We start from the raw sequence: 20,953 nt of genomic DNA, 5'->3' as shown, positions 1-20,953 counted from the left end.
CGGTCAAGCTGTTTTCCGCTGCTTGGTGTCAGGCTACGAGACTGTGCACGTCAACCTTGTGGAATCGCTGCAGTACTTCCTGGGCGTGGCGGATTTCCGCTTCGCGGGCAGCAGCGTCCCACCCCAGCGGCTCTGCCAACGCCGCGGCGATTTCGTTGAGCAACTCGCCGGTAACCAGGCCACGGAAGGCCAGCGATGTCCTGCGGATGAGGACATCCACCAAGTGACCGATCTGCTCGTGCTCGGCCATGAACGCCAGCTCACGGAGACTCAGTTCGCGAGTGGAACGCAGCGGCGCGTCGTGTCCGGCATTGAGGTACTCGATGACAGCGTCTGCGCGTGTTCCGTACCGGGTCAGCAGGACGGCTACGCGGTCAGCGTCGAGGCCCGGCCCCATGTGCTTCTTGATCCATTCCTGTTCGCCCTGCTCGGTGGACGGGAAGCCAGCGCCACCGCCGATGGCGAGTTTCGCCGTCGAGACTTTGCGTTCCATGCCGAGTTCGCGGAGGACGTCGTTGGTCATGTGTTCGGCCAGGGCGCGGAACGTGGTCCACTTGCCGCCCACCAGGCTCAGTACGACGGCGGCCTTCCCGCCTGGCGTTGTGACGGCGTCGCTGCCGGTGCGGACGCTGCGTTCGATGCGGTAGTCACGTGAGACGAAACCGGGCTGGGTTTCGTCGTGGCGCGGCAACGGGCGGACACCGGCAAAGCTATAGACGATCTGCTCGCGCCCAACCTTGATGGTGGGGAACACATGTCCGACGAGGTCGAAGAAGTAGTCGATCTCTTCGTCCGTGCACACTGCGTCTTCGGACATGTCGGCGTCCACGTCCGTGGTTCCGACCAACACGCGGTCGCCCATGGGGTAGATCAGGACGATGCGGCCGTCGGTGTGTTCAAAGAAGATTTCCCTACCGTTGCAGGCAGCGAGGAGTTCCGGGTGGTCCAGGACGATGTGGGATCCCTTGGTACCGCCCATGAACTTGCTGACGGCGCCCATGGCCTGGTTGGTGAGGTCCACCCAGGCGCCGGTGGTGTTGACGATGACATCTGCCTGGAACTCAAATTCCTTGCCGGTCAGTTCATCGCGTAGCAGTACTCCGTCGGGGCCCATGGACACGAGGGAGACGTAGTTGCTGGCGCGGGCGCTTCCTCCCGGAAGTCCGCCGCCACGTCCGGCCTTCTCGCCATCCTGCAAGACGTCCAGGGTCAGGCGTTCCGGGTTGTGAACAGAGGCATCGAAGTATGTTGCTGCGTACTTGATACCGGAGTTCAGTTTGGGAAGCTCGGCAAGGGCCTTGGTCCGGCCACGGAACTGGTGGCGCGGAACGCTGCCGCCGTCACGGGAGAAGAAGTCGTACAGGCTCAGGCCAACCTTGATAAGGAAAGCGCCCCGCTCCTTGGGCTTGCCCTGCTTGTGTGTAAGGAAGCGCATGGGCGCGGAGAGGATGCCGGAGAACGTGCTGTAGATCGGGATGGTGGTCTGAAGAGGCTTGACGTAGTGCGGTGCGATGCGCAGGAGCCGGTTGCGCTCAACCACTGATTCCTGGACCAGACGGAATTCGCCGTTTTCGAGGTAGCGGATGCCTCCGTGGATCATGTGGGACGAGGCGCCGCTGGCGCCTTGGCAGTAGTCACCTCGCTCAACAAGCGCGACGTCGACGCCCTGCAGGGCGAGGTCGCGGAATGTCCCAACACCATTGATGCCACCGCCGATGATGAGTACCTTGGCCGAGGGCCGCTCCTGCAGGGCAACGACGGAGTCGCGCTGCTGTGCGTGCTGTGAGGTACCGGAAATCCTGTTGTGTCCCAAAACTGCTCCCTTGGGCTTGGTTCGTGCGCCGCGCCACTCGCTGCTGCACCGTTCACCACTAATCTTGCGAAGGTGGAAAATGGAGTCAAGCTATTTGCACAAACGTGCAGTAAGGAAATGAGATGGCACGATCACGTCACTCGGATGCGCTCCGGGCTGCACAGATGTATTACCTGCAGGACCTGACCATGGATGCGATAGCCCGCGAGTTGCGGACCTCCCGATCCACGGTGTCCCGGCTGCTGTCCTCAGCCCGGGAAACAGGCTTGGTCCAGGTCCAGATTCGGAGCCCGTTCGACACCGGACCGGAACTGGAAAGCCAGATCCGGAGCCAGTACGGCGTTGATGTCCACGTGGTTCCGGTCCTCGATACCCTCAACGAAGCAGAGACCTTGGACCGGGTGGCCATGCAGGCAGCACGAACAATCGGACCTTTGGTGGACTCGAATGCAATCATCGGCGTGGCGTGGGGGGCGACGCTTAGCGCCGTCAGCCGGCACCTCACCCGCAAGGTGACCCACGACAGCATCGTGGTCCAACTCAACGGTGCAGGAAACATGCAAACCACCGGCATTACCTACGCCAGCGACATCATGCGTCGCTTCGGCAGTGCGTATGGCGCGCGGGTGGAGCAGTTCCCCGTTCCGGCGTTTTTCGACCACGCATCCACCAAGACGGCGATGTGGAATGAGCGCAGCGTTCAACGCATCCTGGATTTGCAGGACCGCATGAGCATCGCAATATTCGGCGTCGGATCGGTCGATTCGGACTACCCGAGCCACGTGTATGCCGGAGGCTACCTCGATGAACACGACCTCACCGTGCTGGCTGCCGACGACGTGGTGGGCGACGTCGCCACCGTCTTCTTCCGCAGTGATGGGTCCTCGGACGGCATCACCCTTAACCAGCGGTCGACCGGCCCCAGCCACGAACAACTCCGTCAGGTCAGGCGCCGGATTTGCGTCGTGTCCGGGGCCTCAAAGATCAATGGCCTCCAGGGGGCACTGGCGGCAGGGTTGGCCACGGACCTCATCCTGGACGAAGCTTCCGCCCGACGACTGGTCAGTTTCAACGGCCATGCCTGAGGCATTCGTGCAGGGAATGGGTAGAGTCGTTGCTATGAGATCCCCAGCCCGGCTGACATTGAACAACGGCGTACAGATGGAACGCCTGGGATTTGGCCTCTATAAGGTTCCACCCAAAGACGCCGACACCCTGGTAGCTACCGCGTTGGGCGAAGGGTACAGGCGCTTCGATACAGCAGCCATGTACGGCAACGAGGTAGGCGTGGGCCGGGGCATCGGCGGCGCAATCGGAGATGCGGCGGCAGCCAACAACGGCACCGGCGGTTCCGGGGAATCTGTGCACACGCTCTCACGCGAAGACCTGTTCGTCACCACTAAAGTCTGGAACGACGACCACGGCTACGATGCCACCCTCAGGGCTTTCGACACCTCCATCTCCAACCTTGGCCTCGACTACGTGGACCTCTACCTCATTCACTGGCCTTGCGCGGGCCGGGGGCTCTTCGCGGAGACATACAAGGCAATGGAGACCCTGTACCGGGAAGGCAAAGTGCGGGCGATCGGTGTGTCCAACTTCCAGCCCGGGCACCTTGAAGAACTCATGCAGAAGGCCGAGGTTGTTCCAGCAGTGAACCAGGTCGAGTTGCACCCCTGGCTTCAGCAGACCCGGTTGCGGACTTTGCATGACCAGTTGGGAATCGCCACGGAGGCGTGGAGCCCACTCGGCCGCGGACAGGTCCTGGCTGACCCCGCCATCGTGGCTTTGGCGGAGCAGTACAACCGGACGCCGGCGCAGGTCGTTCTCCGCTGGCATCTTCAACTGGGGAACCTGGTCATTCCCAAAGCGAGCTCTGCGGGACGGATCAAGGAAAACTCTGCCATCTTCGACTTCGAATTGGACGCCACCGACATGGACGGCATCGCAGGACTCGAACGCCACCACCGGACCGGGTCGCACCCGGACAACGTGAATTAGGACCACCGCATGGAAAGAGTGGACACCGCGCATTCGCCTGACAACGCGCAGGCCCCCAGCGTATTTTTCAGCAAGTCATTGACGGGACGCACGCACGCTTCGGACGTGGATGTCGATGGCAGCAATGTTGCCTACTGGACCTACGAGCCAGTGACCGTAACCCCGGCTACCCGCACCATCCTGGTCATTCATGGGTTCCGTGGAGACCACCACGGGCTGCTGCGCGTCGCGGACCAGCTTCCGGAAATGCGCATCATCATGCCGGACCTGCCGGCTTTCGGAAGCTCGGAGCCGTTCGTCGATGCCGAGCACAGTGTTGAACGCTACGGCCGGTTCATTACCGGCTTCATGGCCGCCCTGGGGATGGGACCCAGGACTGTGTTAGTGGGCCACTCCTTTGGTTCGATCGTGGCCAGCCACTTCGCCGCCTCGCACCCAGGCGCTGTCTATCCCCTGATCCTGATCAATCCCATTGCCGCACCGGCACTGGAAGGTCCCAAGGGAATCATGACCAAACTTGCCGTCCTGTACTACCAGGTGTCAGCCAAGCTCCCCCGCCGCCTGGGACTGGCAGTCCTCCGCAACCGGGCGATCGTCCGGGTCATGAGCATCACGATGGCCAAAACCAAGGACAAGGAACTGCGCCGTTTCATCCACGGACAGCACGATGCCTACTTCAGCGCGTTCGCGGACCGGAAAAGCCTGCTGGAATCCTTCAAAGCCTCGGTCTCCGGACACGTGGCCGAGGTTGCCGAGCAGCTAACCCTTCCAGTGCTCCTTGTCGCCGGCGAAAAAGACGAGATCGCCACCCTTCCCAACCAGCACAAACTCATGGAGCGCCTGCCGGACGCCACGCTGGAAGTCATTCCCGGCGTCGGACATTTGATCCACTATGAGACGCCGGTTCCGGCGGCAGCAGCCATCCGCACCTTCCTGGAGGAACATCCCGCGTGAAAATTGTCATCGACGCCCGCTTTACCAGAACGGACCACCACGATGGCATCAGCCGCTACGGTTCCAGCCTCATAGCCGCCACATCCAAGATTGCGGATGTCACCATGCTGATCAGCGACAAACGCCAACTCGCACTGTTGCCCGATGTCCCCTATGTGATGGTCAACAGCCCCTTGTCCCCATTGGAGTTGTTCGTGGCCCGGCGTGTTAACCCCCTCGGTGCAGATGTTGTGGTGTGTCCCATGCAGACCATGGGAACCCTGGGGCGGCGTTACGGCCTGATTCTTACCCTGCACGACCTCATCTACTACGAGCACCCGACTCCCCCGGGCTTCCTCCCTGCGCCCGTGCGCCTGCTGTGGAGGCTTTACCACAAGGCCTTCTGGCCGCAGCGTCTCTTGCTGAACCGGGCGGACGTGGTGGCTACCATCAGCCGCACCACTGAAGCTTTGATGGCCAAATACAAGCTGACCAAACGGCCCGTGCGGATTGTCGGCAATGCTCCCCAACCAGGTCAGACGCCGCGCGATCCCGCCGCAGGCGCCGAAAAAACCTTGCTGTACATGGGTTCGTTCATGCCGTACAAGAACGTCGAGACCATGATCCGGGGCATGGCAGGCCTGCCGGACTACACCCTTCATCTCCTCAGCAGGATCACCCCGCAGCGCAAGGCGGAATTGGAGGCTTTGGTTCCGCACGGAGCCAAAGTACAGTTCCACAATGGCGTCACGGACGCCGAGTACGACGAACTCCTTGTCCGGGCCACTGCGCTGATCAGCCTTTCCCGCGCAGAGGGATACGGCCTGCCCCTGGTGGAAGCGATGGCCTTGGGTACTCCGGTAATAGCCAGCGATATCCCGATCTTCCGGGAGGTGGGCGGCGACGCCGTGAGCTACGTAGACCCGGAATCGCCGACGGAGTTCGCGGCAGCGGTGACCGCGCTGGGCACCGACGGCCTCTGGCAGCAGCGCTCCCGCACGTCTGTGGAACGCGCGTCAGACTTCAACTGGGACGAATCCGCGCGGCAACTTCTTGCCGCCGCCGAGGAAGTCGTGGCGGTCCGCAAGCGCAGGGCTTAGTCCCTCGCCTAGAGGACGTCCACCCCGTCCAAGCGAAGCTGTACCGGACCAGACGTGCGCTTCGCGGCGTTGGCTGCCCGGACGGCCCGCAGCGCCCGCGTGGTTTCCGCGGCATCAGCATACGGAATGAAGTAGAGCGTCCGGACGTCCGCATCAGCCTCGCCGGTGGTCCCCTGGGATGCGCCGGAGAACAGCTGCACCGGAGCTGGCCCCGCAGTGCGGAGCTTGGTGCCCGCGGCACGCACAGCGCTGGCCTCGAACGCATCTGCAAAGTGTCCGACGTCGGCCCTTGAACCAGTCACTGAGGCCACCCTGACCGCAGGGGGCAACTGCAGTTCTTTCCGAAGGGCCAGCTCCCGCGACGCATAGCCGGGGGCGTCCCACCGCAGGAGTGCTCCCGTGGCGGCGGTATCGTCCGCAGTGATGACCACGAGTCCGCCTTGGTTGGCCGGCTTCACGAGGGAGGCGGCATTGAACCAACGACGGACGGTGTCCTCCCCTGCCCTGAGGTTCTCGCGTCGGAGGAGCGAATTTCCGTCCAACAGCAAAGCGGCCGCATAGCCTTGGGGAGCCACCGGCTCAGCTCCAACCGTGGCCACTACCAGGGCGGAAGCATCAGGCACGGTTGCCTTGATGTGCTCACCTGAAGAGGTCACCACGGCCTTCCCCGGGAAGGCCCGCCCCAGCTCTTCGGCCGTCCGCAGAACACCCGTTGCGCCCTTGCGCAGCCTGGTTGCACTGCAATGCGTGCAGCGCCATTGGGGAGCAGGTGTGGAGCACCAACGGCATGCGGGTATGGCGGAGCTGCAGGAGGCTGCCAGGGGCCCTTGGCAGGCGTTGCAACGGGCAAGCTCACGGCACGTCTCGCACACCAAGGACGGTGCGTAGCCGGCACGGGCCACCTGCACCAAAACCGGTCCACGTTCCAGACCCTCCTTGGCAGCGCGCCAGGCAGCACCGGGCAGGCGTGCGATACGTGCCAACGGATCACGTTCCTGCTCGAAGCTGTCCGCCGTATTGAGGACCCTTGGCACCGTGGAACGGACTGTAGTGCGCGGCGCCTCAACAGGCACTGCCCACTGCATTTCGACAAGGCGTTGGAGTTCAGTACTGCGGCTGTGGGAGGCCATGAGGCATGCCGCCCCCTCCTGCTCGGCGCGCAGCAGCAGGATCTCCCGAGCGTGGGCGTAAGGGGCGCGCTGCTCGATGTGGAGGTCGTCGCCGTCATCCCAGCACACCACGAGACCAAGATCCTTGACGGGCGCGTAAGCAGCCGAACGAGTGCCGATGGCAACCCCGGCCGCACCACTCAGAAGCCGCAGGAAGTTCCTGTAGCGGGGCGTCTGGCCGTCGTCCGCGGTGAGTCGTGCAACGTCCGAAGACGGCAGGACTTTGGTCAGCGCGGCCTCCAACTGCTCAAGATCCCGATAATCCGGCACTACCACCACGGCGCCCCGCCCTGAGGAACGGACTGTTGCAACTGCTGAGGCGATGAGAGCCGGCCAACCCGCAGGTCCGAATCCCTGGAGGGCCGTGAGGACAGCCTTGGGCGAACCGCCGCTGGCAAGGTGCTGCAAATACTGCGTTCCGTTGGAGTACGCCGCCCAGGTGTAGGGATCCGTGAACGGCTTCAGATCCGCAACGTCGCCGGCCAAACCCCCGGCAAGTAAATCCTTCTCCACCTTGGCAACACGGGGAGGAACCGCCGTCCGGAGAACATCGCTGAGCGTACCGGCGTACCGGGCAGCAACCGTACCGGCCAACTCAGCAACGGCCGGCGTCAAGACAGCCACCGGAGAAACCACTTTATGGAGCGCCGTCAGCGGGTGGGCCGCATCCGAGTCCGCACGCCGCTCAATGATGTAGCCGTTGAGTTCCTGGCCATTGAATTTGACCTTCACCCGGACGCCTGGGACGGCGGAGTCGGAGAGTTCGGCAGGCACGCTGTAGTCGAACGGCCTGTCCAAATGGGGCACCGACGACTCAAGCACCACGCGCGCCACGGGATTCTCCGCAGCAAGGGGTGGGCCGTTGATCGGCGCACGGTCAGGAAACCCTTGCAACAACGAGGGCTGGAGCAGCGACGGCTGGGCCTCGCGTCCTGCCATGCCTTTCACCTCATCCTCATCCTCATCGAGCGGTAACCCACCGCACACCTTCAACGCGAGATGCCCGCAGCGGGATTAACCCGCTGCGGGCATCTCTCTGGCTCCAGCCAACCACGAACCACCGACAAAACAACATCAGCGATGGGATCGACCGGAAGGACCAGCAATCAGGCGTTGAAGTATTCCTTCAGGTCAGCCACCCTGTCCAGGCGCTCCCAGGTGAAGTCGGGCTCGTCGCGGCCGAAGTGACCGTGGGCCGCCGTCTTGGCGTAGATGGGCCGCTTGAGGTCCAGTGCGTCAATGATGGCGCGGGGACGGAGGTCGAACAATTCATCGATGGCCTCGCTGATACGGGCCGGGTCCACGGTCTCCGTGCCGAAGGTCTCGACATACGTTCCGACAGGACGGGCCTGGCCAATGGCGTAGGCAATCTGGATCTCGGCGCGCTTGGCCAGTCCGGCGGCCACCACGTTCTTGGCAACCCACCGCATGGCGTAGGCGGCCGAACGGTCAACCTTGGACGGATCCTTGCCGGAGAACGCGCCGCCACCGTGCCGGGAGAACCCACCGTACGTGTCCACGATGATCTTGCGACCCGTGAGGCCGGCGTCGCCTACCGGGCCACCAATGACGAAGGCTCCGGCCGGGTTCAGGATGTTGGCTGTGCGGGACAAATCGAGGTTGGACGCCGCCAGAACGGGATCAATGACATAGCTCGCGAGGTCCGCCCGAAGCTGCTCAAGGCCCGCTTCTTCCGCATGCTGGCTGGAGATGACCACCGTTTCAACCGAAACCGGGCGATCGCCGTCGTACCCTACCGTGACCTGTGTCTTGCCGTCCGGGCGGAGGTATGCCAGCTCGCCGTTTTTACGCACTTCGGTGAGTCGTTCCGACAAGCGGTGGGCGAGCCAAATGGGGGTGGGCATGTACGACGCGGTCTCATCACTGGCGTAGCCGAACATGATGCCCTGGTCGCCGGCGCCCTGGAGGTCGTAATCGTCTTCCTGGCGGCCTTCACGGGCCTCCAACGAGTTGAAAACGCCGCCTGCAATGTCATTGGACTGCTGCCCGATAGACACGGAGACACCACAACGTGCGCCGTCGAAGCCGTTGGCCGAGGAGTCGTAGCCAATGCCAAGGATGGTCTCGCGGACAATCTGCGGAATCTCCACGTAGGCGTCCGTAGTAACCTCACCAGCCACATGCACCAGGCCGGTAGTGGCCATGGTCTCAACGGCCACGCGGGATTCAGGATCAGCGGCAAGCAGCGCGTCCAGGATGGCGTCGCTGATTTGGTCGCAGATCTTGTCCGGGTGCCCTTCGGTGACCGACTCGGAAGTGAAGAGCCGGAGCTTGGACGGGGTGCCATGGGGTTCATGGTGCAGCGGTAAAGTCACTCGACCACCTTACTGGGTTGCGGGACAGCGGTATTTGCCGTGTGTCCCTATGCTAAGAATTCGGGGTGGGCCCGGTTACAAGGCCGGGAAGACGCGTTCGAGCTCGGCCCCAACTCGGTCAACCACGGCAGCCGCGACGTCGGACTTGGAGCCGGCGGCCGATTGTGGCTTGGCACCGTGACCGGACAGAATGACCACGGAATTCTCGTCCTGGCCGAAAACACGGCCAATGCCCACCTGATTGACCACCAGGAGGTCGCAGCCCTTGCGCTTGAGCTTTGCCGTGGCGTGTTCAAGGACATCTCCTTGGGCGTCGCCCGTTTCAGCCGCAAACCCGACGATCAGTTGCTGGCCGCCCTCAGCGTTCCGCCGCTCAACCAGCTCGTGCAGGATGTCCGGGTTCCGGATCAGGCGCACCACAGGTGCGTCCTCGCCGTCGACCTTTTTGATCTTGGTGTCCGAGACCTCCGCAGGACGGAAATCGGCAACGGCGGCCGCCATGATGACGACGTCGGAATCCGCTGCCGCTTTCAGCGCCGCCTCCCTCAGTTCCAAGGCCGACTCAACGCGGACAAGCTCGACGCCGGCAGGCGGCTCAACGTCCATATGCGCTGCGAGGAAGCGCACGGAGGCACCGGCAGCCAAGGCCGCAGCGGCCAACGCAACGCCCTGTTTGCCGGAAGATCGATTTCCCAGGAAGCGGACAGGATCCAGCGACTCCCTGGTTCCGCCGGCGGAGATCGTCACGAGGCGGCCGGCAAGGGGCTTGGCCGCGGCAGGCAAAGCCGTGGCCCCATTCGCGGCCTCAGCCAATGCCATGGCAGCGGCAAAGATCGCCTCGGGTTCGGGCAGGCGGCCGGGACCCGAGTCGGAACCCGTGAGCCGCCCGGACGCCGGTTCAAGGACGGTCACGCCGCGGCCGCGCAGTGTCTCCACGTTGGCCTGCGTAGCGGCATGCTGCCACATTTCCGTATGCATCGCCGGAGCGAAGAGCACCGGCCCGTGGGCCATGAGGAGTGTGTTGGTGAGGAGGTCGCCCGCTTGTCCGGTGGCTGCTCTGGCCAGAAGGTCGGCAGTGGCCGGCGCAACCACGATCAAGTCAGCCTCATGACCCAATCGGACATGGTTGACTTTCTCGACATCGTCAAAGACGCTGTTGCTCACCGGGTTGCCAGAGAGGGCCTCCCACGTGGCCACCCCGACGAACCGGGTAGCAGCTTCGGTGGGAATGACCGTCACCTTGTGACCGGCTTCAGTAAAAAGCCGGAGGAGCGATGCAACCTTGTAGGCTGCGATCCCTCCCCCGACTCCGAGGACTATGCGCACGTGACCTCCGTCAACAGGCAGTCTGCTTTATTCTGCGGGCTCGATCGGCGTGGAAACCAGAAGGCCTTCGTTGATCTCGCGGAGGGCGATCGAGAGCGACTTCTCGTTCAGCTTGGTGTCAACCAGCGGGCCGACGTACTCGAACAGGCCCTCGTGCAGCTGGGCGTAGTAGGCGTTGATCTGGCGCGCACGCTTGGCGCCGAAGATGACCAGGCCGTACTTGGAATCAGCAGCCTCAAGCAGCGAATCGATCGGCGGGTTGATGATGCCTTCAAGGTTCGTGGACACGAATTCTCCAAATTTTAGCGGGCCAACAAATGCAAGCGCTTAGCGCCCGTGCGGGGTAAGCCCCATGAGTGAAACAAGCTCGTCTGCTGCCCGGCGAACGTCGTCATTGATGACGGTGTGGTCAAACTCCGGTTCAGCAGCAAGTTCCAGTTTAGCGGTTTCCAGCCTTCGCTGCTGTTCCTCGGGAGTTTCGGTGCCGCGGCCCACCAGTCGACGGACCATTTCGTCCCAGCTGGGCGGGGCCAGGAAGACAAAATTCGCGTCCGGGACTGCCGCTTTGACTTGCCGGGCGCCCTGGAGGTCGATCTCCAACAGCACGGACTTCCCGTCGGCGATGGCCGCATCAACGGTGCTGCGGAGCGTGCCGTAGCGGTTCTGGCCGTGGACGACGGCCCACTCCAGCAGTTCCCCGTCAGCCACCAGTGAGTCGAATTCTTCGGCAGACTTGAAAAAGTAGTGAACGCCGTCAGTTTCTCCGGGACGCGCGGCCCGGGTGGTTGCCGAGACTGAGAGCCAAACCTCCGGATAGTTGTCCCTGATGTAGGTGGATACGGTTCCCTTGCCAACGGCAGTGGGGCCTGCAAGGACAGTCAGTCCGGGTTTCTTGCTCACGGATTCCTTCGGGGAGATGCGTTACACGCTTTGCTGGGTATCCATAAAATCTACCAGCGCCCGGGCCTGGTGAATTCCCAGGCCCCTGATGCGGCGGGATCCTGCGATGCCAATCTCCGCCATGATCCCGGCCGCCCTGACGGGCCCAATACCCGGCAGGGCCTCCAGGAGTTCCACCACCCGCATGCGTGCAATCGCCTCGTCGGTAGAACCTGAGGAGATCAACTCGGCAATGCTCACCTCGCCACGCTTGAGCCGATCCTTGGCGGCGGCACGCACTGCCCGCGCCTTGGCGGCCTTCTCCAACGCATCGGAACGCTCCTGTGGTGTCAGCTCTTTAAGGCCCACTGCCAAACCCCTGTCAGATCGAGATTGTGATCCAGATCACGCGGACTGATCCTGAACCTACCGGCAGGGGCCCGGTTGCGCAATGAGGCTTGGCAACTTACTCCGGGCGAAGTCCCCGCAGAGTCTCCTCGGTTGCGGCACGCAGCGCTGCGACGGCTGGACCAGCAGCCAGGATCCCACGGCTGGAGGTGGCCAGGACGCTCGGATACGCATCGCCGAAAGTCGCACGCAGATCGGCCGGTGTAGCGCCCTGGGCACCGAGTCCCGGAGCCAGGATGGCGCCGCGAACTGGACCAAGATCGATATCCAGATCCTCCAGTGCCGAACCAATAGTGGCACCCACCACCAAGCCAACCGAACCCAGGGCGCCGCCATAGCGCTGGTTCTCCGTGGTTGCTGCAGCCACGATCCGGCGGGCAACGGAATCAGTTCCGCCAACATGCTGGACCGACTTGCCTTCAGGATTGGACGTCAGTGCGAGCACAAACACTCCCCTGCCGTACTGGGCTGCGAGGTCCAGCGCCGGACGCAGCGACTCAAAGCCAAGGTATGGGCTCAAAGTCACCGAGTCCGCGGCCAAGGATGACCCGTCACGCAGCCAGGCATCGGCATAGGCAGCCATGGTGGAACCGATGTCTCCACGCTTGGCGTCGGCGATGCTCAGCACGCCGGCCTCCGCTGAGGCAGCCAGCGTGCGCTCCAGGACGGCCATACCAGCCGACCCATGACGTTCGTACAGCGCCACTTGCGGCTTGACCGCGGCAGCGAGGGAACCCACGGCCTCCACGACCGTCAGCGAGAAGCGCTCCAGCCCGGCGGCGTCGTCGTTCAATCCCCATTCAGCCAGGAGCTGCGGATGCGGATCGATTCCGACGCAGAGCGGACCGCGCGCGGCCATGGCGGCAGCCAGCCGGGAGCCAAAGGACTCCCGGACCGGCTGCTGCCCTTGCTGTGCTTCAGCAGACTCAGGCATTGGCCGCTTCCACTGCTGCTGCCAGGTTGGCTGCGTGCTCCTGCAAGCTGGTCACGGACCACTCGTAGGTGCGCAGTGCCTCGATGGCCTGCACCGCGGCATTGAATTCGGCGACGGTGGTGATGCAGGGAATGCCGATGGAGGTGGCTGCGGCACGGAGTTCGTAGCCGTCGCTCCGGGCTTCGCCACCGGAGGGTGTGTTGAAGACCATATCGATCTCGCCCGCGATAACGAGGTCCGCGATGGTGCCTTCGCCTTCGGCGCTGCTGCCCTCGGCTACCTTGCGCACCGGAGTCGCCTGGATGCCGTTGCGGCGCAGGACGTCAGCCGTGCCACCGGTGGAGACGATCTCGAAGCCCAGGTCCGAGAGGCGCTTGACGCCCATGATGACCGAGCGCTTGTCGCGGTTGGCCACGGAGACGAAGATCTTGCCCCCTGTGGGCAAGGCGTTGTTCGCAGCGGCCTGGCTCTTGGCGAAGGCGGTGTCGAAGTGCTTGTCGATACCCATGACTTCGCCGGTGGAGCGCATTTCCGGGCCGAGCAGGGAGTCCACGACCTTGCCCTCCGGAGTGCGGAAACGGCTGAACGGCAGAACGGCTTCCTTCACGGCAACCGGCGCGTCCAAAGGCAGCGTGGAACCGTCACCGGTTTCCGGCAGCATCTTGTAGGCGCCGCGGAGCTGGTTGATGGTCACGCCGGTGCCGATCAGGGCAGCGGCCTTGGCCATCTGCACGCCCGTGGCCTTGGAGACGAACGGAACGGTGCGGGAAGCGCGCGGGTTGGCTTCAAGGACGTACAGGACGTCTGAGGCCAACGCGAACTGGATGTTGATGAGGCCGCGGACGCCCACGCCTTCAGCGATGGCACGGGTTGCCGTGCGCACGCGCTCAATGACGTTGGTGCCGAGCGTGATCGGCGGAAGCACGCAGGCCGAGTCGCCGGAGTGGATACCGGCTTCCTCGATGTGTTCCATGATCCCGCCGAGGTACATGTCGGTGCCATCGAAGAGGGCGTCGACGTCGATTTCGACGGCGTCTTCGAGGAAGCGGTCGATCAGCACCGGGTGGTCCGGCGTGATCTCCGTGGCGTTGGCAATGTAGCGGGAGAGATTGGGTTCGTCGTAGACGATCTCCATGCCGCGGCCGCCAAGGACGTACGACGGACGCACCAGGACCGGATAGCCGATCTCGTCAGCGATCTTCTTGGCGTCCTCGAAGGAAACGGCGGTGCCGTTCTTCGGGGAGGTCAGGACGGCTTCGTCCAGAACGCGCGCAAAGGCGCCACGGTGCTCAGCAAGGTCGATCGCCTCAGGGGAGGTGCCCAGGATCGGCACGCCGGCGTCGGCCAGCTGCTGTGCCAGCTTCAGCGGAGTCTGTCCACCGAGCTGCACGAAGACACCCATGACACCGCCAGTGCGCTCTTCGGCGGCGATGACTTCGAGGACATCCTCAAGGGTCAGCGGCTCGAAGTACAGGCGTGTGGAGACGTCGTAGTCGGTGGAGACAGTTTCAGGGTTGCAGTTGACCATGACGGTCTCGTAGCCGGCTTTGCGCAGTGCCATGGAGGCGTGCACGCAGGAGTAGTCGAACTCGATGCCCTGGCCGATGCGGTTGGGGCCGGAGCCAAGGATGATGACGGAGGGCTTGGCGTGCAGGCCGACTTCGTCTTCTTCGTCGTAGGCGGAGTAGTGGTACGGCGTGTAGGCGGCGAACTCCGCGGCGCAGGTGTCCACCGTCTTGTAGACCGGACGGATGCCCAAGGCGTGGCGGACCCCACGGACAACGGCCTCAGGGTTATGCGTCAGGGCACCGATCTGCTCGTCCGAGAAGCCGTGGCGCTTGGCGTTGCGCAGCATGTCTTCGGTCAGCACACCGGCCTTGCGGATCTCCTGCGCGGTCTCGTTGAGAAGCTGCAGCTGGTCCAGGAACCAAGGATCGATCTTGGTGGCCTCGAAGAGGTCCTCCACGCTGGCGCCGCCGAGCATCGCACGCTGCACCTGGTGCAGGCGGTCCGTGGTGGGGCGCTTGGCTTTCTCGATGAGCTCGGCCACTTCGTACTCCGGCACCGAGCTGAAGTCCAGCTGGGACCCCTTCTGTTCCAAGGAGCGCAGGGCCTTCTGCAGGGCCTCGGTGAAGTTGCGGCCCATGGCCATGGCCTCGCCGACGGACTTCATGGTGGTGGTCAGCGTGTTGTCCGCTGCCGGGAACTTCTCGAAGGCAAAGCGGGGAACCTTGACCACAACGTAGTCGAGTGTCGGCTCAAACGAAGCCGGCGTCTTCTGGGTGATGTCGTTGGGGATCTCGTCCAGGGTGTAGCCCAGGGAAAGCTTGGTGGCGATCTTTGCAATGGCGAAGCCGGTAGCCTTGGATGCCAAGGCAGAAGAGCGGGACACTCGCGGGTTCATCTCGATGACCACCACACGACCAGTGGCGGGGTCGATGGCGAACTGGATGTTGCAGCCACCGGTGTCCACGCCGACTTCGCGGATGACGGCAATGGAGACGTCGCGCAGCTTCTGGTACTCGCGGTCGGTGAGGGTCAGGGCCGGAGCAACCGTGATGGAATCGCCGGTGTGGACGCCTACGGGATCGAAGTTCTCGATGGAGCAAACAACAACGACGTTGTCGTTCTTGTCCCGCATCATCTCGAGCTCGTATTCCTTCCAGCCGAGGATGCTCTCTTCAAGCAGGACCTCGGTGGTGGGGCTGTACTGCAGCCCCTGGCCTACGATGCGGCGGAGGTCGTCCTCGTTGTACGCCAAGCCGGAGCCCAAGCCACCCATGGTGAAGGAAGGACGGACCACCATCGGGTAGCCGAGGTCCTCCGCGGCTTTGAACGCTTCTTCCATGGTGTGGATGATGTGGCTGCGCGCGGACTCTGCGCCACAACGCTCTACGACGCCCTTGAACTTCTCGCGGTCTTCACCAAGCTCAATGGCAGCAATGTTCGCACCGATCAGCTCTACGTTGTACTTCTCCAGCACGCCGTTCTTGTCCAGCGCAATGGCGGTGTTCAAAGCAGTCTGGCCACCGAGGGTCGGCAGGATGGCATCCGGGCGCTCCTTGGCGATGATCTTCTCCACCACCTCGGGGGTGATGGGCTCAACATAGGTGGCGTCGGCAAACTCGGGGTCCGTCATGATGGTGGCCGGGTTGGAGTTCACGAGGATGACGCGGAGGCCTTCCTCCTTGAGGACGCGCAGTGCCTGGGTACCGGAGTAATCGAATTCGGCAGCCTGCCCAATGACGATCGGGCCGGAACCGATGACAAGGACGCTCTTGAGATCTGTACGCTTGGGCATTACTTCTTGTCCTCAGTCTTGGAGTCGGTGGTGTTGGCGGCGCCGGACTTCGTCTCAGCCATGAGATCGATGAAGCGGTCGAACAGGTACGCGGCATCGTGCGGCCCGGCCGCGGCCTCGGGGTGGTACTGGACCGAGAATGCCGGGATGTCGAGGCAGGCGAGTCCTTCAACGACGTCGTCGTTCAACGACACGTGGCTGACTTCAACCCGTCCGTAGCGCTCTTCGGGAGCCACCGTGGCACCGTTCATCGGGGCGTCGACGGCAAAGCCGTGATTCTGCGAGGTGATTTCCACCTTGCCTGTGCGGCGGTCCATAACGGGCTGGTTGATGCCGCGGTGACCATAGCGGAGCTTGTAGGTGCCGAAGCCGAGGGCGCGGCCCAGGATCTGGTTGCCGAAGCAGATACCGAAGTACGGCAGCTTCTCGTCCAGCACCGAGCGCAACAGGGAAACCTGGTGATCAGCCGTGGCCGGGTCGCCAGGTCCGTTGGACATGAAGAATCCATCCGGGTTGACCGCGTTGACGTCTTCCAGCGTGGAGGTCGCCGGCAGGACGTGGACGCGCACACCGCGCTCGGCGAAGCGAACAGGTGTCATGGCCTTGATGCCGAGGTCAACGGCGGCGATGGAGAACCGCGGCTCGCCTTCCCAGCCGTGGTCCTTGGGCTCAACGACATACGCCTTATCGATGGAGACTTCCTCCGCCAGCGCTGCACCTTCCATGGGGGCGCTGGCCAGGACGGCATCGACCAGTTCCTTGTCGGATACCTGAGCGGCCTCACCTGAGAAGATGCCGGCCCGCATGGTCTTGTGCTCGCGGAGGTGGCGGGTGATGGCGCGGGTGTCGACACCCTGGATGCCAACAATGCCCTGCTCCACCAATTCGTCATCGAGGCTCCGTTCGGAGCGCCAGTTGGAGGGTCGGCGGGCGGCGTCGCGCACGATGTATCCGGCAACCCAGATACGGCGGGACTCAGCGTCTTCGCTGTTGACTCCGGTGTTGCCGATGTGCGGGGCCGTCTGGACTACCAGTTGGCGCGCATAGGAGGGGTCGGTGATGGTCTCCTGGTAACCGGTCATACCGGTGGCGAACACGGCTTCGCCGAGTGCGGTTCCCTGTGCGCCGTAGCTGCGGCCGCGGAACATGCGGCCGTCTTCGAGCACCAGCACTGCTGCTGAGGAGGTGGGTGTGGTGGCTGCTTTACTATCCGTCACTTTATTACTTTCCACTATCGGCATCTGCCTGAGGGGCTGCGGAGGTCAATTCCTGGAGGGCTTCGAGGAGGAGCTGCTTGTCGGCTGCGTGCCTGGAACGGAACCCGGTGTCGAGTTCCTGGCTGCCGAGCTTCCAACTGATGACCAGGAGTCCGTCCTTCTCGACGAACTTTCCAGCCATGCCGTTGGACTCGCGACTGTCCACTACTGCGGCGCGCGGGATGAACACGGGGGCGGCACCGGATCGGTCGAACAGCACGCCTTCGGCGTGGATGCTCAGTTCCGCGTTGGTCCGGATGCCAAGGCCCTGGACCGCGATCCGGTCCAGCCAGTCCCCTGCCGTGGTGGTGGCAACATACTGCCCTTCCGCGACGACGGTGGCCGGCGTCAGCTGCTCCGGCACCCCGGGAAGGCGTTCGACGTCGGCCTGTCGTCTGAGCCTGTTACGCCACCCCAGCCAGATCATCGCCAGTACGACGACAATCAGTGGCACCGTGATGATCACGGTCAGTGTCTGGTTGTCCATTAATTGCTGCTGACTGCCGGGTACCGGTACGGCGTGTTGAGCTTGCCGTCAAGGACAGTGGGGTGGCCCTTGAAGAAGGTAGCCACAACGGATCCGGGCAGCTCCTTGCCCTTGAATGGTGAATTGCGGCCCATGGTTGCCATTTTATGGGGGTCAACGGTCCAACGCGCAGCCGGGTCCACAAGAATGACGTTGGCCGGCTCGCCAACCTCGAGCGGACGGCCCTGATCAGCGACGCGGCCAATGATCGCCGGAGTGAAGGACGTAACCCTCGCGAAGTCCGCCCATGTCATGAGGCCGGTCTCGATCATGGTCTCCTGGACCACCGAAAGCGCGGTTTCCAGGCCGGTCATGCCCATCGCCGCCTGCGCCCACTCGCATTCCTTGTGCTCGCTGGGGTGCGGGGCGTGGTCCGTTCCGACGACGTCGATGGTGCCGTCGGCGAGGCCCTCGCGCAGCGCTTGTACGTCAGCATCTGTACGCAGCGGCGGGTTGACCTTGTACACGGGGTCGTAACTGCGGACCAGCTCGTCAGTCAGGAGCAGGTGGTGGGGTGTGACCTCGGCTGTGACGTTGATTCCCCGTGCCTTGGCCCAGCGCACAATTTCCACGGATCCGGCAGTGGAGACGTGGCAGACATGCAGGCGTGAACCCACATGCTGGGCAAGCAGGACGTCGCGGGCAATGATGCTTTCCTCGGCAACAGCAGGCCAGCCAGTCAATCCCAGCACTGCCGAGACGGTGCCTTCGTTCATCTGTGCCCCGGCGGTAAGGCGCGGTTCCTGCGCGTGCTGGGCCACCACGCCGTCGAACGCTTTCACGTACTCCAGCGCACGGCGCATGATCACGGGGTCGTGGACGCAGATCCCGTCGTCGGAGAACATGCGGACCCGGGCCCGGGAGTCGGCCATGGCGCCGAGCTCGGCGAGCTGCTCACCGGCCAGGCCCACGGTGACTGCACCCACGGGGCGGACGTCCACCCAGCCGGACGCGCGGCCCAGGCTGTGGACCTGTTCCACAACGCCCGCAGTGTCGGCCACCGGGTTGCTGTTGGCCATCGCATGGACGGCGGTGAAACCACCCAAGGCGGCAGCACGGGTACCGGTTTCCACCGTCTCGGCGTCTTCGCGGCCGGGTTCGCGCAGGTGGGTGTGCACGTCCACCATGCCGGGCAGGGCGACGAGGCCCGCGGCATCGATGACGGTGGCACCCTCAGCCGCAAGGTCCTTGCCGCGGGCTTCGATCATGCCGTCGCGGATCAGCAGGTCCTCGGCTTCGCCGCCGAGGATGGCGGCCCCACGAATCAGGTAGCTGTTCTCGGCCATCAGTTGGTCTCCTTGCTGGACTGGCTTACGTTCGAGGCTGCTCCGCGGGAATCCCCGGAGAGCAGCAGGTACAGGGCGGCCATGCGGACCGATACGCCGTTGCGCACTTGGGCAAGCACAGTGGATCGCGGCGAATCCGCGGCGGCCGAAGAAATTTCCAGGCCCCGGTTCATGGGACCCGGGTGCATGATGATGGTGTCCTTCATTCCCAGGTCATCCAACGCACGGAGCCTCGCGTCATCGAAGCCCCAGCGGCGGGAGTACTCGCGGGTGGAGGGGAAGAACGAAGCGTTCATCCGCTCACCCTGGACGCGCAACATCATCATGGCGTCAATGCCGGCCTCAAGAGTTTGGTCCAGGTCGTAGCTGACCTTGCAGGGCCAGTGCTCGACGCCGATCGGCAGCAGCGTGGGAGGCGCCACCAGCGTGACCTCGGCGCCAAGTGTCTTCAACAACCAAACGTTGGACCGGGCGACGCGGGAGTGCAGGACATCCCCGGCAATCGCTACCCGCATGCCCTTGAGGTCCGCACCGGTGGACTCTGTGCCGTTGACCTGCGACCAGTGCCGGCGCATGGTGAAGGCATCCAGGAGCGCTTGCGTTGGGTGTTCGTGGGTGCCGTCACCGGCATTGATGACTGCTGCGTCAATCCAGTCCGTGGCAGCGAGCCGGTGTGGCGCACCGGAAGCCCAGTGGCGGATGACGACGGCGTCGGCGCCCATCGCGGCGAGCGTCTGGGCGGTGTCTTTGAGGGACTCCCCCTTGGACACAGAGGATCCCTTCGCGGCGAAGTTGATGACGTCTGCGGACAGGCGCTTGGCTGCGGCCTCGAAGGAGATCCTGGTACGGGTGGAGTCCTCGAAGAAAAGGTTAACCACTGTCCGGCCGCGCAGGGCCGGCAGTTTCTTCACTTCACGCTCGCCGACAGCGGACATTTCCTCCGCTGTATCCAGGACACGAATGGCATCAAAAGCGCTGAGGTTTTCGGTGGAAAGGAGGTGTTTCACTTGCCTGCCTCAATAACTACCTCGTTGACGGGCACACCGTCCACGGAGTCGATTTCCTCAAGATGGACGCGGACCTTTTCCGCGGAGGACGTAGGCAGGTTCTTTCCCACATGGTCGGCGCGAATGGGGAGCTCTCGGTGGCCCCTGTCCACCAGGACCGCCAATCGGACAATCCTCGGGCGGCCGAGGTCCACCAAGGCGTCCAAGGCCGCGCGGATGGTGCGTCCCGAATACAGGACGTCGTCGATCAGGACAACAACCTTGTCATCGATGCCGGACAACGGAAGCCGGGTGTGCCGCGGGGGCCGGGTTGGCTGGTGGGAAAGATCGTCACGGAACATGGTGACGTCCAGTTGGCCAACAATCGTTTCAGCGTTGACTGTGGGATCGGCCGCTGCGATCTTGTTGGCAAGCCGCACGGCCAATGGATAGCCGCGGCTGGGAATGCCCAAAAGAACCAGGTCCTGGGAGCCTTTGTTGGCTTCAAGGATCTCGTGGGCGATACGAGTGAGCGCACGATCAATGTCCGCCTGATTGAGAACAACCCGCGACGGCACGTGCGCTGAAGTGACTTCAGTCATCGCTCGTCTCCCCTTTCCCCGCCTCACGGGACGGAATTAAAAAAGGAATATTTGCTTTTCAAAGCTACCACAACGGCCCTTTCCGGCCTCACCCTCA

The 20,953-nt window shown here is 63.5% G+C and carries 18 protein-coding genes; 4 read left to right on the top strand and 14 right to left on the bottom strand.

The features are described from left to right. Positions 1 to 28: 28 nt before the first annotated feature. Entirely contained in the window at positions 29 to 1,813 is a 1,785-nt protein-coding gene (locus tag ACSSVG_RS20500) for a glycerol-3-phosphate dehydrogenase/oxidase (RefSeq protein WP_492416022.1), read from the bottom strand. A 122-nt stretch (positions 1,814 to 1,935) separates the two neighbouring features. Between ACSSVG_RS20500 and ACSSVG_RS20495 the strand changes: the two genes are divergently transcribed. Genes ACSSVG_RS20495 through ACSSVG_RS20480 form a run of 4 tightly spaced genes read left to right on the top strand, consistent with a single transcriptional unit; the run spans position 1,936 to position 5,847 of the window. Beyond that, on the top strand, positions 1,936 to 2,898 hold the full coding sequence (locus ACSSVG_RS20495; RefSeq protein ID WP_231340010.1) for a sugar-binding transcriptional regulator: 963 nt from the start codon (positions 1,936 to 1,938) through the stop codon (positions 2,896 to 2,898). A 34-nt stretch (positions 2,899 to 2,932) separates the two neighbouring features. Beyond that, positions 2,933 to 3,814, top strand: a complete 882-nt coding sequence (locus tag ACSSVG_RS20490; RefSeq protein ID WP_231340011.1) for an aldo/keto reductase — start codon at positions 2,933 to 2,935, stop codon at positions 3,812 to 3,814. Positions 3,815 to 3,823: 9 nt separating this feature from the next. Beyond that, positions 3,824 to 4,768, top strand: coding sequence for an alpha/beta fold hydrolase (locus tag ACSSVG_RS20485; protein WP_231340012.1), 945 nt, complete (start codon positions 3,824 to 3,826; stop codon positions 4,766 to 4,768). Further along, complete coding sequence (locus ACSSVG_RS20480; protein WP_231340013.1) at positions 4,765 to 5,847, top strand: glycosyltransferase family 4 protein; 1,083 nt, start codon at positions 4,765 to 4,767, stop codon at positions 5,845 to 5,847. Before ACSSVG_RS20485 ends, ACSSVG_RS20480 begins: the two co-directional genes overlap by 4 nt. 8 nt (positions 5,848 to 5,855) lie before the next feature. Here the strand turns inward: ACSSVG_RS20480 and ACSSVG_RS20475 are convergent, their stop codons facing one another. From ACSSVG_RS20475 to pyrR, 13 genes are all read right to left on the bottom strand, one after another. Beyond that, positions 5,856 to 7,955, bottom strand: a complete 2,100-nt coding sequence (locus ACSSVG_RS20475) for a primosomal protein N' (RefSeq protein WP_492416019.1) — start codon at positions 7,953 to 7,955, stop codon at positions 5,856 to 5,858. Between the two features lie 167 nt (positions 7,956 to 8,122). Then, positions 8,123 to 9,352, bottom strand: coding sequence for a methionine adenosyltransferase (gene metK, locus ACSSVG_RS20470; protein WP_231340015.1), 1,230 nt, complete (start codon positions 9,350 to 9,352; stop codon positions 8,123 to 8,125). A 75-nt stretch (positions 9,353 to 9,427) separates the two neighbouring features. Next, the gene (gene coaBC / locus ACSSVG_RS20465; protein ID WP_253468294.1) at positions 9,428 to 10,678 is read right to left on the bottom strand and encodes a bifunctional phosphopantothenoylcysteine decarboxylase/phosphopantothenate--cysteine ligase CoaBC; all 1,251 of its coding nucleotides are present in this window, start codon (positions 10,676 to 10,678) and stop codon (positions 9,428 to 9,430) included. Positions 10,679 to 10,705: 27 nt separating this feature from the next. After that, positions 10,706 to 10,966, bottom strand: a complete 261-nt coding sequence (gene rpoZ / locus ACSSVG_RS20460; RefSeq protein WP_017197559.1) for a DNA-directed RNA polymerase subunit omega — start codon at positions 10,964 to 10,966, stop codon at positions 10,706 to 10,708. 39 nt (positions 10,967 to 11,005) lie between these two features. Continuing rightward, positions 11,006 to 11,578 (bottom strand): guanylate kinase, encoded by a 573-nt coding sequence (gmk, locus tag ACSSVG_RS20455; RefSeq protein ID WP_159699256.1) that lies wholly within the window; start codon positions 11,576 to 11,578, stop codon positions 11,006 to 11,008. A gap of 21 nt (positions 11,579 to 11,599) precedes the next feature. Continuing rightward, positions 11,600 to 11,926, bottom strand: a complete 327-nt coding sequence (gene mihF / locus ACSSVG_RS20450) for an integration host factor, actinobacterial type (RefSeq protein WP_253468295.1) — start codon at positions 11,924 to 11,926, stop codon at positions 11,600 to 11,602. Positions 11,927 to 12,023: 97 nt separating this feature from the next. Beyond that, positions 12,024 to 12,899, bottom strand: a complete 876-nt coding sequence (pyrF, locus tag ACSSVG_RS20445; RefSeq protein ID WP_231340018.1) for an orotidine-5'-phosphate decarboxylase — start codon at positions 12,897 to 12,899, stop codon at positions 12,024 to 12,026. Then, positions 12,892 to 16,200, bottom strand: coding sequence for a carbamoyl-phosphate synthase large subunit (gene carB, locus ACSSVG_RS20440; protein ID WP_492416015.1), 3,309 nt, complete (start codon positions 16,198 to 16,200; stop codon positions 12,892 to 12,894). Before carB ends, pyrF begins: the two co-directional genes overlap by 8 nt. Further along, the gene (gene carA / locus ACSSVG_RS20435) at positions 16,200 to 17,441 is read right to left on the bottom strand and encodes a glutamine-hydrolyzing carbamoyl-phosphate synthase small subunit (protein ID WP_231340020.1); all 1,242 of its coding nucleotides are present in this window, start codon (positions 17,439 to 17,441) and stop codon (positions 16,200 to 16,202) included. Before carA ends, carB begins: the two co-directional genes overlap by 1 nt. Further along, a complete protein-coding gene (locus tag ACSSVG_RS20430; protein WP_231340021.1) occupies positions 17,422 to 17,943 on the bottom strand; it encodes a PH-like domain-containing protein in 522 nt (173 codons plus the stop codon). The genes carA and ACSSVG_RS20430 overlap by 20 nt, the downstream gene beginning before the upstream one ends. Continuing rightward, positions 17,943 to 19,268 (bottom strand): dihydroorotase, encoded by a 1,326-nt coding sequence (locus ACSSVG_RS20425; protein ID WP_231340022.1) that lies wholly within the window; start codon positions 19,266 to 19,268, stop codon positions 17,943 to 17,945. Before ACSSVG_RS20425 ends, ACSSVG_RS20430 begins: the two co-directional genes overlap by 1 nt. Continuing rightward, a complete protein-coding gene (locus ACSSVG_RS20420) occupies positions 19,268 to 20,275 on the bottom strand; it encodes an aspartate carbamoyltransferase catalytic subunit (RefSeq protein WP_492416012.1) in 1,008 nt (335 codons plus the stop codon). The genes ACSSVG_RS20425 and ACSSVG_RS20420 overlap by 1 nt, the downstream gene beginning before the upstream one ends. After that, positions 20,272 to 20,856, bottom strand: a complete 585-nt coding sequence (gene pyrR, locus ACSSVG_RS20415; protein WP_231340024.1) for a bifunctional pyr operon transcriptional regulator/uracil phosphoribosyltransferase PyrR — start codon at positions 20,854 to 20,856, stop codon at positions 20,272 to 20,274. Before pyrR ends, ACSSVG_RS20420 begins: the two co-directional genes overlap by 4 nt. Between the last annotated feature and the right edge of the window lie 97 nt (positions 20,857 to 20,953).

It is taken from the genome of Paenarthrobacter sp. E2MeOHC11, from assembly GCF_058744955.1.
The sequence above is the reverse complement of the archived record's forward strand: the minus strand, read 5'-3'. Positions and strand labels throughout refer to the sequence as shown.